We start from the raw sequence: 15,808 nt of genomic DNA on the forward strand, positions 1-15,808 counted from the left end.
TGCTGGAAATGGTTTTGGGTCGAACGCATCCGCGCGATGTATTTCCCTACTTCCACTAACCCCAACCGTCAATGATCTTCTGTTCCTCAGGAGTCGGACGAGGAGCTGCGGGTATGTGCCCGGACCACCATCGATTGACCACACGGACGGGTGCATCGTGCTGGCCCTCCCATCTTCGCGGCGTCCAGAACCGTAATAGGGATTCGTCCGAATTGGGTAAGTCGATCAGCTGAGACCGGATGCTGACCGGCTGCGAGGGAAGGTACAGCCTCTCCGCAATGCTGTCTCCCGCGCTAGCGATCGCGAAGCTATGCGCATTCGCGAGGATCGAACTGTTTAGGTCGATCGCTTCGCTCGTCGCTAGCATCGAGCCAGGCTCCAAGGGAGGCTCCAGATCACGTCGGTACAAAGCAAGCACAGAATAGGGACCCAAAGGGAAGGCCAGAATCGGAGCGCCCCACACCCCACCCCCTATCGCGGGATTGGCCATGTACTCATGTAGCTCGACGACAGGCTCATCACAAGTAATTAGCGCCCTTCGAGTCCCATAAAGGGTTACATGGCGTGTCATGAGGATGCCGGCGATATGTGTCGCTGTTTTTGCTGACGACTCCAGGTCTTCTTTCCTTGGGAGTGGCAGTTGCGACGGATCGGCGCGGAAACGTTCGACATCTGCAACAAGCGCTTCGAGGTCATCGGAACCGAACGACCGGTCAGCGCCGGACAATTCGCGCGCGAGATCTTCAGGTCCGCCGATCTCCAAGACTCGGGCCATCTGCTCGGCAATCATTGCACGCCGCCGCAGACGCGCAGAGCGGCTGCGCGTCATCTGCACAGCCAGAAAGAGACATAGCCATTGATGTGCTTCGTCGTCCATCGCCCCCGGGCCGGCAGCATCGATGCGTGCGATCGATGCCGCGGCCTTCCTCTCGACCTCCGAAAGCCACGCTTCCCAATAGACCGGAGAGGTCTCATCGTCCGGCTCATCGAGTCGATAGAAGTCAGTCTCCAACGCGGCCTGAGCCGGAGAGAGTTCGTAGGCGTTCCGCCGGCGCAGTAGGTCAACGACTCTTACTCGCCCGTCGACAGCCCAGCGATCGATGTAGAACCGGGGGACGAGATGATGGCGTCTTGGCTCCTGCCCAGCCGCTGTCATTGCAGCAGCCCGCGCAGCTGCCGTAGCCCATAGGTCATACGTAAGTTCCGATCCCATCTCAGGAGCGTATCCAAAGAGGACAGCACTGGCGGAACTGTGTCTGGCCACGCGTCATTCCTTAACCTGCGAAAAACTACGGAACCGCGACTCCCCATTGCGGAACCAGAGGCTCGTTTCGGTCGAGCCCGACTGCAAGGCTGACTTGATGGCGGCCGTGGTAGCGCCACATGCTTATGCTGTCGCCGTCAGATGAGGCGGAAAGCACAAATGAATGCCGCGATCTCCCCCTTACTTCGGGAATGTAACTTTCCAACCCCTCGATGACGTCCGTCGGCAGCGCTGCCCGCTGATCCTCAAAATGCTGTCGAAGCTGATGCTGCCACACAGTAGTTCGTTCGTATCGTTCATGAACGCCGCCGAACCGCCCACAGCTCGTTCTTGGTAAGGAACATCAAGGCGGCACCATCGGTGCAGTGCCCAACCAGTGCCGACGCATTCTTCTCATGCCCCGAGCCCATGCTGCTCATGGTGTTGGGCGTTCACGCTTCGCCGGGAGCATCAGCCAACACGAGCCAGCGGAAGCAGCTCGGAGTCCGACTCAACCTTCGGCTGGGTCTGCACCATCTTGAAGAATATGTCTGACTGCGCTGCGGTCAGATACTGGAAGCTCTGTGGGGGACGAAGGGTCGTGCCCAGTTCAGACAGGGGGACCGGTTCAAGGAATCGGCCGGCGGTCTCGACCAGGATCCCTGTTCCGTGCTCCCGCTGGTCGTAGTAGTCAAAGAACCTGCTCTTTGAGATCCCACCAACTGCACGGAATGTGGACCAAAGCCTCTTCGGGGACATGGTCTTCTGCCCGCGGACAGAAAACCACCCAAGAAGTGAGCCAACAGGCATCGTGGCATAGATCAGAACGTGGCTGACATCATCGGCGACGGGCCGCTTGCGGAACTCAACAACTTTCTCGCCAGAAAGAATCGCGTCAGCAAACTCCGGTCTGATAGACATCAGGGCTACCCTCCCTGGAGCGTTCTGGCCCACTGAATTCCTTCCTCTGATTTGATTTGGGCGATGGACTGCGGGGACTCTTCCATGACTCCCAGCATTTTGAGCTTCTCACGGGTCACCGGAGCGTCCAGGACTTGGTCCAGCCTGAATTTGACCGCCAACACCTCCTTTTCGCACATCTTCTGGAGTTCCTCGGCACGGTATACAGTGCGTGCTCCGGCGAAACTCAGCACGTCGGCCAGGACGCTGGTGCGTCGTGTTTCCTCAACGACGCCGACAGCATGCACAGCCCGCCTTTCGTGCGTCCGGAGGAAGAACAGAGTGTCGCCCGGCTCCAACGCTTTTATACCTGAGTGGCAGATGTATACCTTACGGATCGCGTTTCCATAGGTCGAATCGAAGAACGACTGCTGTGGTTCGGACGCAGGGAAGAGCATGCTGTGGAATACCGGAATGATAGGGACGAGGAAAGCCCTGTTCACACGTCGCTTTCCAGGGCCGTAGCGCTTGTTGTACTCAAGGGGGTGCTCAGGCGGCTCTTGGTCAACGCTGGGCTCCAGGATCTTGCCAAGCACAATTTGGCCGGACGCCCCCGGTTTAGGGCCCAAATCGAAGAAGCCGAATTCCCTCAGCATCGCGAGCAAGGGCTCTTTGTCCAAGGAAGCCTCGATGAAGCAGGTGTCAGCCCGCATCGACCGGATGCGGGCTATGACTGCTTCCAGCAGTGTCTCTCCCAATTTCTTACCCTGGTTGGCTTCGGCAATCTTGAATGTACAGATCTTCACGCTGTTCCCGGCCAATCCGGACACTTCCGGTTTCTGACGATCGAGGACCGCCAGGCCACGGATGTCCCTGCCGCCCCCTATGACCAGACTGGTCCGTCTTTCGGCAACGACCTTGTCCCACCAGCCGGAAAAGTCCACATAATCAGCTCGAAGTGAATCAAAGAACGGTTGGACCGGATCTATGGTGTGAGGCTGGACGTCATCGACCGAATAATGAGCTGGCAGCTGCCCCGATAGTGCCGTCAACACCCCTTGGGCGTCATCGAGCATCATCACGCGCTCTTGAAGTCCAGCATGACGGGCATGCGCGTGGAGCTTCCGGTCCTCAGTTATCAGCCAGGTGGCGGCATTGCGTTGCAGTGTAAGAAGCAGCGCGGCGTCCACACCGTCGTTAGTGCGGGCCCCCAGATCCGGTGCATAACGTGCCTCATTCAGGAACCCTGTGGTGAGTTCAACACGTGCCAACCGCGGATACTTCTCCAACTGACGGCGCCGGCGGTCCCTTAGCTGGCGATCCCGAATCCGCGAGATGTCGTCAAATTGATTCTCCACGATGGAGATCTGGCCGCCGGCGTCCAGAACAAGGCGATAAACCTTCGACGCCGACTGGTGGTTGACGTGATCTGCATCCTCATCACCCTCGATGGCGAGAACAATATTTGTGTCCATCAGGACTCGCAGGTCCCCCATATACCTCGTGCGGCTTCCCATTTTCTCCCCAAGCTCTCGAATGCGGCATACCATCCGCGTTGTCCCTGCCGCCTACGCTACCGACCTGAGCTCACGGTGGCCCTTTGCCACGGCGGCGGGGCAGAAAGTGACTCTAGAAGCCGCCGACGGCCAGATGGGCCGCGTTAGCGCCGAAGACAAGACCTGTGAACAGGCCAAAGCAGCCTCCGAAGCCATGACCCCCGAGGACTCGAACGCAACCGCGATCCGGCCTGCCTTCCGCACAAGACCCTGCCACTGGATATTCAAAGTGAGCTACGCATCAGATACTCACTGAGCAGCCTGATAAGACGAGGACCAAGGTGCCGACTGAAGTCGTCGACAACGCTACGGTCATCAAAGCTGTCCAACACGCCCCCGTACCGCCGGATGACCTGCTCTCGACGAGGCGTCGGAGCGAAGAGCGCACCGTAGAAGGCTCGTTCCGCTCCGCGGGAGGAGCTGTCGCGGCACCGCGCCGGGCGAGGTCGAACAGGTGAACGCGCTCGAAGTCCCTCAGCCGCACCCAGCCGAGCGCGACGTTCGTCATCGAGAACTGCGCGCTGCATGGCAGGCGGTCCCAAGACCGTTCATGAGCACCCAGACTCCGAGGGCGACGGCCGCTGATCACTCGGTTCGAGGACGTCCCCGGCGACCGTGTCGACACCAGATAAGCCTGGTATACGAGCTCATCATCATCTCCATGGTTAAGGGCAGGGACCCGGGGGTCTATGTGAGGGGTATGTTTTTCGCTCATAAACGAGGAGAAAAGATCCCTGCTAAATCAGCACTCCGGCTGCGTCCAGGGTGGCAACGGCACCGCTGCCCAGGACCGGAAGGTCCGCTAGGTAGCCTCGAGAACGGGAGGCATCTCTTCTCCTTTCCATCGCGGGGTCGGAACTCGGCAGTTACTGAACATGTGGTGATCGCAGTGGGATGGTGCCTTACTCCACGGGTACGCGTGCCCTCTGGGGGCGGGTCAGGGCGAGGACTGCGGCGGCCATGAGGGACAGGATCCCGAGGATTCCCAACGCGATGGTCAGGCCGCCGAAGGCGGCGGCTGTGACGCCGAGGATGATCGGGGAGACGAACTGGCCGATGTAGAGTGATCCGGTCCAGATTCCGGTACCCCGGCCTCGTTGTTCGAGGCGGAGTCCGGAGACCGCCCAGGTCAGCAGCGTGGGCAGCATCAGCCCGGTCCCGGCGCTGGTTACGACGGCGCCGGCCAGCACCGTTGGGACGGTGCCGCCGAACCATACGGCCAGCAGGCCGATGCCGGCCAGGCTGAACGCGACGGGCAGCAACCGGTTCGGCCCGTGCTTCGCGGTGCTGCGGAAGGAGAACGCCCCGGCGGCGGTTGCCAATGAGGCCAGTGCCGTTCCGGCTCCGATCAGACTGACGTTGGTGACCCCGAGGCCTGTGAGCACGTAGGGCAGCTGGACGACCAGGGCGTAGAAGATGATCCCGCCGAACAGCGTCACGAGGGACGGCATGGCGATTTGACGCCATGGCACGGGTGCGCGCCTCTGCTCGGCGGTCCGTGTGGTGGGCTCCCAGAAGAAGTACGCCATGGGGACGGCGATGACCACGGCGATGGCGTAGAGCCAGAACGGAGTCCGCCACCCTTGGCTGCCGAGGGCGCCGCCGACGGCGAAGAACGCTGTGGCGGCCAGTGTGGCGACAAGCACCTGCATGCCCAGGTACTTGTCTCGTTGCTTGCCTGAGTAGTAGTCGGTGATCAGGGTAGTGCAGACCGTCATGATCGCCGCCTCAGCCACACCCACCCCGATCCGGGAAGCCACGATCGATGTCAGGGAATCCAGCCACAGCGGCGCAGTTCCGAAGATTGAGTAGAGCACCAGGGCGGCAAGCAGCAGGTTCTTGCGGCCCAACCGGTCCGCGACGGCGCCGGCGAACGGTGCAAGGACGGCGACCATGAGCGCAGGCACGGTCAGGACGACCGGTACCAGGATCTCGGCGCCGGGGGTAGTTGCGAACGCCGCGGTCATGGACGGCAGGACTGGGGCCAAAAGGACGGCGCCCAGCACGGGCATGCAGCTGCCTGCCAGAAGCAGGACCGCATGTATCCGCCCGGCCTGCCGTTGGTGCGTCTGTGCCGCTGTGAGCGGTGCCCCCGTAGTAACGTTTTCCATGGTTTCCCTTCAAGGCGTCGGACCCACCGCCATTGGTGGGTGTGATGAGCCTCACTATGGGTGGCAATGAGGAGTCAGCGGAAATAAATCCTCCCGATGCCTCCTATGCCCCCGAGCGATACGCACCCGACCCGGATGCCGAATCCCGCGTCCCGGCCGCGTTTTCCCGAGGGCTCCTTGTCAGCGGTATTTGCTGCTCCGATAGGCTGTATCGGCATAATGCTGCAGCTAAAAAGGGCCGGCGCTCATCGGCACATAGCTCATTGATGCGAAACGCCCCGTTTCGCATTGGTGGACTTTCGGCTAATATGGCGCCATGGTCACCCGAAGTGAAACCAGTCGACAATCGATCCTCGCAGCTGCCCTGCATCTGCTTGGAGCGCGCGACGGCGAGGGCCTGACGCTCGAACAGCTGACCATGGAGGCCATCGCGTCGAGGGCGGGGGTCAGCAAGGCAACCATCTACCGCTGGTGGCCGAGCAAGAGTGCGGTGGTCCTCGATGCCTTCATCGAAGACCACATCTCCCATACGGCTCCCGGAGACGACCTGAACGCCGTCGCTGCCCTCCGCAGCCACGTGCGAACGGTGGTGCGGCAGTACGCCGGGCCCGTCGGCCGGATCGTGGCCCAGTTGGTTGCGGCAGGGCAATACGACGACGAGGCGTTGAACGCTTTCCGGGAGCGCTTCTGGTCAGGTCGAAACCAGGTGGTCCGGGCAATCATTCTGCGCGGCATGGACGGTGGCGTCATCCGCGGCGACATCGAACCCGATGTCGCCGCGGCGCTGCTTTACTCACCGATTTATCACCGCCTGCTGCTCGGCACCGGACCGCTCGACGACGACTTCGCCGAGCAGGTCTTCAACGGTGCAATGCGCGGCCTCGCACCGTCATCGGCGCCGGTGGCCCAGGGGTCGGGCGGCTAGCGGTGGGATCGCCTGCGCGACCCAGCATCCAGCTGGACCTCAATCTCCTGATCCCGCTGGCAGTCCTGCTGGAGGAACGGAACGTCAGTTCCGCCGCAGCCCGGCTCAGGGTCAGCCAACCAACGGCTTCGGGCTTCCTCGCCAAGCTCCGGCGACACTTCGATGATCCCCTCCTGGTGCGCGAAGGCAATGCGTACCTCCTGAGCGCCCTGGCCACTCGCCTCAGGGACGAACTGCCCGCCGCTCTGCACGGGGTCGAACGAATCGCAAGTGCGCAGTTGGAGTTCAGGCCGGCGGAAAGCACGCGCGAGTTCCGTATCCTCGCCACGGACTACGCCACGTCGCAGGTTGGCAGGCGGCTCCTGGCCCGGTTGGCCGGAACTGCGCCCGGGATCCGACTAAGATTCGACCAAATCCTTACGTCCCATGTCGACGAAGCGCCCGACTCGCTGCGGGACGTCGACGGAATGTTCCTTCCCCACGGGTATCTCACTCAACAGCCGCATCTGGATGTCCTGGTCGACGACTGGGCCTGTCTCGTTGCCGTCGACAATCCCGCCCTCAGCGAGATCCCAACGGCTGACGAGCTGCTCTCCTCGCCCTGGATCACCACCATCTGGGGGCCCGGCGCCCTCACTCCGGCCGCCCGCCAGCTGCAGATCGCCGGACTGCACCCCCTGGTCAGCACCATCACTCCGCACTTCTTCGTCATCCCGTCCCTGGTCGATGGATCCAACCGGATAGCCCTGCTACCCAAGCGCTTGGCAGAAGACGCTGTCCGCGCCTCGACTGGCCTGCGCATCGTGCCGCCTCCCATCCTGCTGTCCCCCATTTCAGAGGCGTTCTGGTGGCACCGCGACAGGGAATACGACCCCGCGCACCGCTGGCTTCGGGAGCAGTTGGCGTCCGCCTGCGCCCCTCTTCTACCGCCGGACCGCGCCTAGTTCTCCCGCGGCGCCCTTGCGTCTGGACCTCGTTGGGTATCAGGTATGACGATACGTAGGCATAGCAAATATCGTCTTCCCAATATGTGTGTGATGACACACAGTGGATAGTGCCGGCCACAAACCATCCGCACTTCCACGAAAAGGATCAATGATGATCAAGCTCCTTTCCCACCTGTCCCACATCGAGATCTACGCCACCGACCTCGAAGAGTCGATTCGCTACTACGAGGAACAGGTCGGCCTTCGGGTCGTCGAACGGACCGACGAGAAGGTCTTTCTACGCTGCTGGGGTGACTACTACGCCTACAGTGTCGTGCTGGTTCAGGGCGACGAGCCGGGCATGGTCTCCATGGCCTGGCGCACGAGCAGCGCGGAGGCCCTCGACGAGGCCGCGCGCCGGATCGATGCCACCGAGTACGCGGGCGCATGGAAAGACGCCGGCGAGGGCATCGGCCGCTCGTACCTCTTTACCGGCCCCTATGGCCACACAATGCAGCTGTTCTGGGACGTCGAGCTGTACAAGGCGCACGGCGAACTCGCCTCAACCTACCCTGATCGTCCGTCCAAGCGCAGCGACCGGGGCATCGCGCCCCGTCAACTTGACCACGTCACCATCGCGGCGTCCGATGTGAAGGGCTTCGCGAATTGGTACAACGAGGTCCTGGGGTTCCGGATCATGGCGTTCGCGGACTTTGAGAACCCTGAGGTGACTTTCTTTGGGGTTCTGACCACGAACGAGAAGTCCCACGACCTGGGGATTCTGCTCGATGCCTCAGACCGTCCGGGGCGTATCCACCACTACGCGTTCTGGCTCGACACACAGGCCGAACTGGCCCGCGCAGCGGACCTGCTCATCGAGAACGGGACACCGATGGAATTCGGCCCCGGCGTTCATGGCATCGGCGAGCAGGACTACTTGTACTTCCGCGAGGCCAGCGGATTGCGCATCGAGGTCAATACGGGCGGCTACCGCAACTACGTCCCGGACTGGCAGCCGAACCGGTGGACCCCCGAACTGGGTGCTAACGACCAGTACCGGAACCGGGAACTTCCGCAGTCCATGCTGGAGGCATTCCCCCTGGCCGCTGCTCCCACCGCCACCGAACAGGGCCTGGTGCCTGGCAGCGAGGCCGAGCTGATCAAGGCGGCTGCCATAAAGTCCCCCGCGTTCCAGGCCTAGGGAGATGGCGGAATGCAGTTGAATGACGCGGTAATCGTCTCGGCACTCAGGAGCCCTATCGGCCGGGCGGCCAAAGGGTCACTAAAGGACGTACGGCCCGAAGACCTGGTCCTGGGCACGGTCCGGGCCGTCTTGGACCGGGTGCCGGAACTGGCCCCCGCCGACTTGGTGGACTTCAGCCTTGGCTGCGCCGCGCCGGAGGGTGAGCACGGGCAGAACATTGCCCGCCGGGTTGCCATCATGGCCGGACTCGATGGCCTGCCGGGCACGACCGTCAATCGTTTCTGCGCCTCGTCGTTGCAGGCTGCCCGGATGGCGTTCCACGCCATCCGGGCAGGTGAGGGCGACGCTTTCCTCGTCGGCGGCGTCGAGTGCGTCTCGCGCTACGACGCCGCACACCACCGCGAGGCCCGCCACCCGGCCTTCAACGCACCCCGGGACATCGCACGGCGCGTCTTCGACCAGGACCTGGCATGGACCGACCCGCGCCAGCGCAGCGTGCTGCCGGACGCCTACATCTCGATGGGATGGACCGCCGAGTTCGTTGCCCGGACCACGGGCACCACCCGCCGGGATCAGGATGACTACGCGCTGCTCTCCCAACAACGCGCAGCGGACGCCGCGGCCACCGGCTTCTTCTCCCGGGAAATCGCCCCGGCGACCCTGCCCGACGGCACGACCGTATCCGCGGACGATTGCCCTCGCCCGGCCACCACGGCCGGGATCCTCGCGGGACTCGTGCCTGCATTCCACCCCGGTGGCACAGTGACGGCGGGCAACGCCAGCCCGCTGAACGACGGCGCTTCTGCCGCCGTGATCACGAGCGCGGCCAAGGCACGGGCCCTGGGCCTGCGGCCCGAGGCCCGCATCGTCTCCACAGCCGTGTCGGCGCTTTCGCCGGAGATCATGGGACTTGGCCCCGTCGACGCCAGCCGCATCGCCCTCCAACGCGCCGGTCTGGGGATCGGGGACGTTGACGTCATTGAGCTGAACGAGGCCTTTGCAGCCCAGGTTGTGCCCTCCATCCGCCAACTCGGCGCCGATATAGACAGAGTGAATCCCCACGGCGGGGCAATCGCCCTGGGGCATCCCTTTGGTGCCACGGGTGTACGCATGTTGGCCACCCTCATCAACGGACTGCGGCACCGCGACGGAACCCTCGGCCTGGCCACACTATGCGTGGGCGGCGGACAGGGCATGGCCATGGTGGTGGAACGGCTATGACATCCACCCTGAGGCAAACCCAGTTCGTCCCGCCCACTCTGCAGGCCATCGCATCGCATCTAGGATTCTTCGCAGAGGCAGGCATTCAACTGGAAACGTCGGCGACGCGCTCCAGCGACCAGCAACGCGAGGAGCTGCTGAGCGGGGAGAGGGACCTCGCCGTAACAGCCATGGACAACCTCCTGATCTGGAACGAGCAGGGCGGCGACTTCGCGCTCGTGGCACAGCTGGAACAGACGACCCCGCTGGGGCTCTATGTCCGTCCAGGGATACGCCGGCCCGGCGACCTGACGGGCGCCCGGTTCGCCGTCGACGCACCCCATAACGGATTCTCGATCGTCGCCAGGCACGCGCTCCAGGACGTCGACGTCGACTATGTCGAGGTCGGAGGCGTACGCGAACGGTTCACGGCGCTCGTCGACGATACGGTGGATGCAACCCTGCTCGGGCCACCGCTGGACGAGATGGCCGAAGACGCCGGATTCGTCAGAATCCTGGACCTCAACGACCGCTATCCCGACTACCCGGGCCAGGGACTGGTGGTGCGCCGGGCGCGGATCCCGGAGCTTCGTCCGCTACTGGACCCCTATCTGACGGCACTGAACCGCTCCGTTGTCTGGGCCGAGGGCGCCTCAACGGACCAAGGGGCGGATGTCCTGCGCGGGGCCGGCTTTGGCGAACGCTCCAGTCTCACGGCCTGGGACTCTCGGGCGACCAGCCTCATTCCCTCTAAAGCGGGCCTCCGAACGATCGTCCGCCTGCGGGCGGAACTCGGCACGCTACCGGCTTCCTTCGCGGGGATCGATTCCCTCTGGGAACCTGTCCCGCTCGAGAAAGTGTCGGCGAAGCCGCCGGGCCGCTGTAGGGCTTGACCTCGACACCACCCCGGGCCTCTCGCCCGTTTGTAAAAGCCTTGCCATCCCATATCCAAAACAGTACGTTTCGTATTCAATGATTATTCTCGTGGCGCGATCCCCCGCCCCTAGAACCACCGGCTCAGACGCCCGGCGCCGGCCCCCCGGCCCCGGCCAACAGAACAAAGAAGAGGAACCCCGTGAAACTTGGCAGAATCGCCCGAACCACACCTGATGGCGAGGAGCTGCGGATCGTCGCCGCGCTTCCCGAGGAAGGACGCGTGGTTGACCTCGCCACGGCCTTCTCCGTGGCACAACAGCGACGTGGAGCCTCCCAGGCTTCCGCCCGCCGCCTGGCCAGGGAAATCTTCCCGCCCAGCATGTCCGCCGCCATCGGCGCGGGCCCCTTCTTCCTGGAAGCCGCAGCGCAGGCCCTCGACGCAGCCGACGACGCCTCCCTTCCCATGGCAGAGGCCCAGTGGCGCGCCGCCGTCGACCCGCCGGTCATCCGGGACGGACTGACCTTCAACCAGCACATCGTCAACTTCGCCGAAACGGTCACCAAGAGCCTGCCCAACCCGAACATCTACAAAATCCCCGGATACTTCAAGGGCTCAACCGCAACCGTCTACGGCCACGGCGAAGAGATCCCCTACCCCTCCTTCAGCGACGCCCTCGACTACGAAGTGGAGATCGGCTACGTGATCGGAACCCCCGGCCGTAACCTGACCCCCGGGACCTCGTTCGACCACGTCTTCGGGATCACCATCTTCAACGACTTCAGCGCACGGGACATCCAGGGCAGCGAAATGGCCATCGGCATGGGTCCACAAAAATGCAAGGACTTCGCCTACGGGATCGGTCCATGGATCACCACCATCGACGAGATCGCCTCGGTCGACGGGCTGAAGGCCACCGTTAGCGTCAACGGGCAGCAATGGACTTCCTGCGAGGCCACCGACATGCTGTACTCGCCCGAGGAACTGGTCGCCTACGTTTCCATCGCGGACCGCCTGCAGCCAGGCGACATCATCGGCTCCGGAACCATGGGGTTTGGATCGGCGCTGGAACTCGGCAGGAAGCTCGAGCCAGGCGACACCATCGACATGGAACTGGAGGGCGTCGGTACGTTGCGCAACACCCTTTCCGCCGAACGAGAGGCCTACCCGTGGTGGCCGACCGCCCGCCCCTACCCCTTCGCCAAGGAAGCGAGCCTGTCATGACCACCGAACGAGCCCCGCTGCGAAGGATCGTTACCGGGCACGACGCCCACGGGCGGTCCATCATCGACCTCGATTCCGACGCACCGCACTCCTGGTCCTCGGACACCGTCCCGGGCTTCGGGGCCAGCGTCGCCTGGGCGACACCCGCCGGCCCCATCGACCACGCGACGCCCCGGGACGCCGCGTCGGCCGATGCCGACATCCCGACGTTCCCACCCGCCGGCGGCACCATCCTGCGCGTCGCCGACTTCCCACCCGACGAGACCTACCCGGCCAAGGCCGCTTCTGTCGTCTTCGACGAAATCGACGGCGAGGAAGCACGGCAGAAACCCTCTGACGGCCAGAAACCCCGGCACTTCTGGTTCCACCGCACGGACTCGCTGGACTACGCCGTCGTCCTCGACGGCGAGATCGTCCTGATGCTCGACGAGGGCGAGACGCTCCTGAAGGCCGGCGACGTCGTCATCCAGCGCGCCACAAACCACGCCTGGTCCAACCGCTCCGGCCGGAACTGCCGCATGTTGTTCGCCCTGCTCGGCACCGAACCGGCCACGCCCGCACAGCTCGGAACCGCCCGCACCGAAGCGGCCAGACCGTGATCGTCACACCCGACGCCCGGTCAGGCGAAGTCATCTGGCACCCCTCTCAAGAGGACGCGGCGCAGTCCAACGTGGCCCGCTTCACCGAGTGGCTGCAGGGCCGCGGAATCACCGCATCGGACTACCACGAGCTCTGGAGCTGGTCCGTGGCGGACCCGGCCGCCTTTTGGCCGCTGTTCAGGGAGTTTATGGGCGTGGAGCTTGGCGGAACCCCCGGCCCCACCACCGACGGCCGACCCATGCCGGGCACCGCCTGGTTCCCGGGGCGGACCGTAAACTTCGCCCAACATCTGCTCGAAGGCAGGAACGGCACGGCGCTGATCGCTCTCGCCGAGGACGGGCAGCGCGAAGAGATCTCCTGGGAGCGCCTGCGGCAACTCGTCGCCACCGTCGCCGCCGCCTTGCGCGGCATGGGAATCCGGCCCGGGGACCGCGTCGCCGCCGTGCTGCCCAACGTCCCTGAAGCCGTCGCCGCGTTCCTGGCCTGCGCCAGCGTCGGCGCCGTCTGGACCATCTGCTCCCCCGAGTTCGGAACCGGCGCCATCGCCTCGCGGTTCGGCCAGCTCGACCCGCGCGTCCTGATCGCCGCACCTGGATACCGGCTCGGCGGACGCGACCGGGACCGGACCGCCGATCTCGCCACCGTGGTAGAGCAGCTACCCACCCTGGAACGCGTCGTCTGGGTAGACCGGCACACCGACGCCGCGCCCCCGGTCCTGAGTATCCCCAGCGACAAATGGGAGGACCTGGCCGCCACACCGGCCGAGCCCCGGTACAGCACGCTGCCGTTCGACCACCCCCTGTGGGTGCTCTTCTCCTCCGGAACCACTGGCGTACCGAAAGGAATCGTCCACGGGCACGGCGGAGCGCTCCTCGAGGAGCTGAAAATGCTCTCGATCCACTCCGACCTCCGCCCCGGCGACCGCTTTCTCAGCGTGGCTTCCACCAGCTGGGTCGTCTGGAACGGATTGGTCTCGGCCCTTGGCTGCGGTGCCACCGCAGTGCTGCTGGACGGCAACCCGACCCACCCGGACCTGGAACACCTCTGGCGGCTGAGCGCACAGGAGCGCGTCACCGTGCTCGGGACCGGTGCAGGGTACATCCATGCCTGCCTCAAGGCGGGCCTGGAACCACGCCGTGACTTCGACCTGACGGCACTCCGCGCCGTGCACGTCACCGGTTCCCCGCTGCCCGAGGACGGGTTCCGCTGGGTCTACGGGAGCGTCGGCGACGTCTGGCTGGCCTCCATGAGCGGCGGCACGGACATCGCCTCGGTCTTTGTCTGCGGGGTTCCGACCCTGCCGGTGCGGGTCGGCCGTCTCCAGGCACCCGCCCTGGGCGTGAACGTCCAGGCGTGGGACGAAGCCGGCGGCCGGCTCTTCGGCGCCAAGGGCGAGCTGGTCGTCGTCGACCCCATGCCCTCGATGCCGCTCTTCTTCTGGAACGACCCTGATGGACGCCGGTACCGCGAGGCCTACTTCGACACCTACCCGGGAGTATGGCGGCACGGGGACTTCATCGAGATCGACTCCGACGGCAGTTCGGTGATCCACGGACGGTCCGACTCCACCCTCAACCGCAACGGAATCCGGCTGGGATCCGCGGACCTCTACCGGATCGTCGAGCAGCTGCCCGAAGTCCGGGAGGCGCTCGTCGTCGGCGCCGAACTGGGATCGGATTACTACATGCCCCTGTTCGTCGTCCTCGCGGACGGGACAGACGCCGACGAAGCGGCCGCTCGCATCAGGGAGGCAATCCGGCGGGACCTTTCCCCGCGCTACGTCCCCGACGCCATCATCCCCGTCCCGGGCATCCCCCACACCCGCACGGGAAAGAAGCTCGAGGTCCCCGTCAAACGGATCATCCAAGGCGCCGTGCCGTCCTCCGTCGCAGACCTAGGCGCGGTCGATGACGCCGAACTCCTCCAACAGTACGCCCGCTACGCACCCGCACATGCGGGCCCGACCACCGCGCCGCACCACGAAAGGCACCAACCATGACCACCTCGTTCGCACTGGGCACCTTCGCCGCCGGCGGGGCTCCCTTTCCCGGCGTCGTCGTCGACGGCAGAGTCCATGACATCGCGGGCGTCCTGCCCGGCGCCGTCGACATGCCCACAATCCTCAGGGACTGGGACCGGAGCATCGAGGTCCTCGCCGAATTCACCGCGGACCCAGCAACGCTCGAGCGCACACCGTCGTACCCCCTGTCCGAGCTGACGATCCTGCCCCCGGTCACGCCCACCGGGCAGATCCTGGCCGCCGGCGCCAACTACCGCGAACACGTCATCCAGATGACCGTGGCCCATCGGCTCGGGGACCCAGCCGCCTCAGCGGACGAACTGCGCGAACAAGCCGCGCGTGAGATCGACGAACGGGCGCGCACCGGGGAGCCGTACGTCTGGGTCGGCGCCTCCTCGGCCATCTGTGGGGCGAACGACGACGTCCGGCTTCCCACCGTGGGGTCCGAGCACGACTGGGAGCTGGAACTTGGCGTCATTATCGGCCGCGACGCCTACCAGGTGGCAGAAGAGGACGCGATGGACTACGTAGCCGGGTACACCATCTGCAACGACCTCACCACGCGGTCCCTGGTTCCCCGCACGGACATCCCGATGATGGGCACCGACTGGATGAGGTCAAAGAACCACCCGACCTTCTTCCCCACCGGCCCCTACCTGGTGCCGGCCAGGTTCGTCCCCGATCCCCAGAACCTGGACATCACGCTCAGCCTCAACGGCACGGCCATGCAGCAGGGCAACACCGGCGACATGGTGTTCGGCATCGCGCGGCTCATCTCCTACATCTCCGGACGCGTCGTGCTGCGGCCGGGAGACATGGTGATTACCGGATCACCGCAAGGCAACGGCTCCCACTGGGGCCGGTTCCTGCAGGACGGCGACGTCATGGAAAGCACCATCACCGGTTTGGGACACCAACGCAACCAGGTCCGCGGTCCGGTCCCCGCCGGTCACGCGGCTCCCGAAACCCGCGCCGACAGCGCGTCACACTAGTACCGTTCATCACCTACGCAAAGGAGCGAAAAG

Annotated in this window: 13 protein-coding genes; 9 read left to right on the plus strand and 4 right to left on the minus strand. The window is 64.5% G+C overall.

Annotated features, from left to right (window positions below; genetic code table 11):
* Nucleotides 1–55 precede the first annotated feature (55 nt).
* The 4 genes from AC3WJU_RS14220 to AC3WJU_RS14235 form a co-directional block, all read right to left on the minus strand.
* Nucleotides 56–1,213 (minus strand): DUF4238 domain-containing protein, encoded by a 1,158-nt coding sequence (locus AC3WJU_RS14220; protein ID WP_492260154.1) that lies wholly within the window; start codon nt 1,211–1,213, stop codon nt 56–58.
* Between the two features lie 501 nt (nt 1,214–1,714).
* Nucleotides 1,715–2,197, minus strand: coding sequence for an ASCH domain-containing protein (locus AC3WJU_RS14225; protein ID WP_492260155.1), 483 nt, complete (start codon nt 2,195–2,197; stop codon nt 1,715–1,717).
* Nucleotides 2,170–3,618 carry a PIN domain-containing protein gene (locus AC3WJU_RS14230; RefSeq protein ID WP_492260156.1) on the minus strand — a complete coding sequence of 483 codons (1,449 nt, stop codon included), beginning with the start codon at nt 3,616–3,618 and terminating at the stop codon, nt 2,170–2,172. Before AC3WJU_RS14230 ends, AC3WJU_RS14225 begins: the two co-directional genes overlap by 28 nt.
* 983 nt (nt 3,619–4,601) lie before the next feature.
* Nucleotides 4,602–5,810 (minus strand): MFS transporter, encoded by a 1,209-nt coding sequence (locus tag AC3WJU_RS14235; RefSeq protein WP_492260157.1) that lies wholly within the window; start codon nt 5,808–5,810, stop codon nt 4,602–4,604.
* 316 nt (nt 5,811–6,126) lie between these two features.
* Here AC3WJU_RS14235 and AC3WJU_RS14240 point away from each other — a divergent pair, with 316 nt between their 5' ends.
* The 9 genes from AC3WJU_RS14240 to AC3WJU_RS14280 all read left to right on the plus strand — a co-directional run bounded on the left by AC3WJU_RS14240 (nt 6,127) and on the right by AC3WJU_RS14280 (nt 15,775).
* Nucleotides 6,127–6,735 (plus strand): TetR/AcrR family transcriptional regulator, encoded by a 609-nt coding sequence (locus AC3WJU_RS14240; RefSeq protein WP_492260158.1) that lies wholly within the window; start codon nt 6,127–6,129, stop codon nt 6,733–6,735.
* Nucleotides 6,736–6,737: 2 nt separating this feature from the next.
* Complete coding sequence (locus AC3WJU_RS14245; protein WP_492260159.1) at nt 6,738–7,679, plus strand: LysR substrate-binding domain-containing protein; 942 nt, start codon at nt 6,738–6,740, stop codon at nt 7,677–7,679.
* 154 nt (nt 7,680–7,833) lie between these two features.
* Entirely contained in the window at nt 7,834–8,862 is a 1,029-nt protein-coding gene (locus AC3WJU_RS14250; RefSeq protein WP_492260160.1) for a VOC family protein, read from the plus strand.
* Between the two features lie 12 nt (nt 8,863–8,874).
* Nucleotides 8,875–10,086 carry an acetyl-CoA C-acetyltransferase gene (locus AC3WJU_RS14255; protein WP_492260161.1) on the plus strand — a complete coding sequence of 404 codons (1,212 nt, stop codon included), beginning with the start codon at nt 8,875–8,877 and terminating at the stop codon, nt 10,084–10,086.
* A complete protein-coding gene (locus AC3WJU_RS14260) occupies nt 10,083–10,958 on the plus strand; it encodes an ABC transporter substrate-binding protein (protein WP_492260162.1) in 876 nt (291 codons plus the stop codon). The genes AC3WJU_RS14255 and AC3WJU_RS14260 overlap by 4 nt, the downstream gene beginning before the upstream one ends.
* Before the next feature lie 182 nt (nt 10,959–11,140).
* On the plus strand, nt 11,141–12,163 hold the full coding sequence (locus AC3WJU_RS14265; protein WP_492260163.1) for a fumarylacetoacetate hydrolase family protein: 1,023 nt from the start codon (nt 11,141–11,143) through the stop codon (nt 12,161–12,163).
* On the plus strand, nt 12,160–12,762 hold the full coding sequence (locus AC3WJU_RS14270) for a cupin domain-containing protein (RefSeq protein WP_492260164.1): 603 nt from the start codon (nt 12,160–12,162) through the stop codon (nt 12,760–12,762). Before AC3WJU_RS14265 ends, AC3WJU_RS14270 begins: the two co-directional genes overlap by 4 nt.
* Complete coding sequence (locus tag AC3WJU_RS14275; RefSeq protein ID WP_492260165.1) at nt 12,759–14,762, plus strand: acetoacetate--CoA ligase; 2,004 nt, start codon at nt 12,759–12,761, stop codon at nt 14,760–14,762. Before AC3WJU_RS14270 ends, AC3WJU_RS14275 begins: the two co-directional genes overlap by 4 nt.
* A complete protein-coding gene (locus tag AC3WJU_RS14280) occupies nt 14,759–15,775 on the plus strand; it encodes a fumarylacetoacetate hydrolase family protein (protein ID WP_492260166.1) in 1,017 nt (338 codons plus the stop codon). The genes AC3WJU_RS14275 and AC3WJU_RS14280 overlap by 4 nt, the downstream gene beginning before the upstream one ends.
* Nucleotides 15,776–15,808: the final 33 nt, after the last annotated feature.

This window comes from Arthrobacter sp. FW306-1B-F12A, assembly GCF_058781865.1.

Excerpts from the sequence above, each read along its gene's own strand:
- AC3WJU_RS14220 (WP_492260154.1), bottom strand. The coding sequence starts at position 1,213 with ATGGGATCGGAACTTACGTATGACCTATGGGCTACGGCAGCTGCGCGG.
- AC3WJU_RS14230 (WP_492260156.1), bottom strand. The coding sequence starts at position 3,618 with ATGGACACAAATATTGTTCTCGCCATCGAGGGTGATGAGGATGCAGAT.
- AC3WJU_RS14235 (WP_492260157.1), bottom strand. The coding sequence starts at position 5,810 with ATGGAAAACGTTACTACGGGGGCACCGCTCACAGCGGCACAGACGCAC.
- AC3WJU_RS14240 (WP_492260158.1), top strand. The coding sequence starts at position 6,127 with ATGGTCACCCGAAGTGAAACCAGTCGACAATCGATCCTCGCAGCTGCC.
- AC3WJU_RS14250 (WP_492260160.1), top strand. The coding sequence starts at position 7,834 with ATGATCAAGCTCCTTTCCCACCTGTCCCACATCGAGATCTACGCCACC.
- AC3WJU_RS14255 (WP_492260161.1), top strand. The coding sequence starts at position 8,875 with ATGCAGTTGAATGACGCGGTAATCGTCTCGGCACTCAGGAGCCCTATC.
- AC3WJU_RS14260 (WP_492260162.1), top strand. The coding sequence starts at position 10,083 with ATGACATCCACCCTGAGGCAAACCCAGTTCGTCCCGCCCACTCTGCAG.
- AC3WJU_RS14270 (WP_492260164.1), top strand. The coding sequence starts at position 12,160 with ATGACCACCGAACGAGCCCCGCTGCGAAGGATCGTTACCGGGCACGAC.
- AC3WJU_RS14280 (WP_492260166.1), top strand. The coding sequence starts at position 14,759 with ATGACCACCTCGTTCGCACTGGGCACCTTCGCCGCCGGCGGGGCTCCC.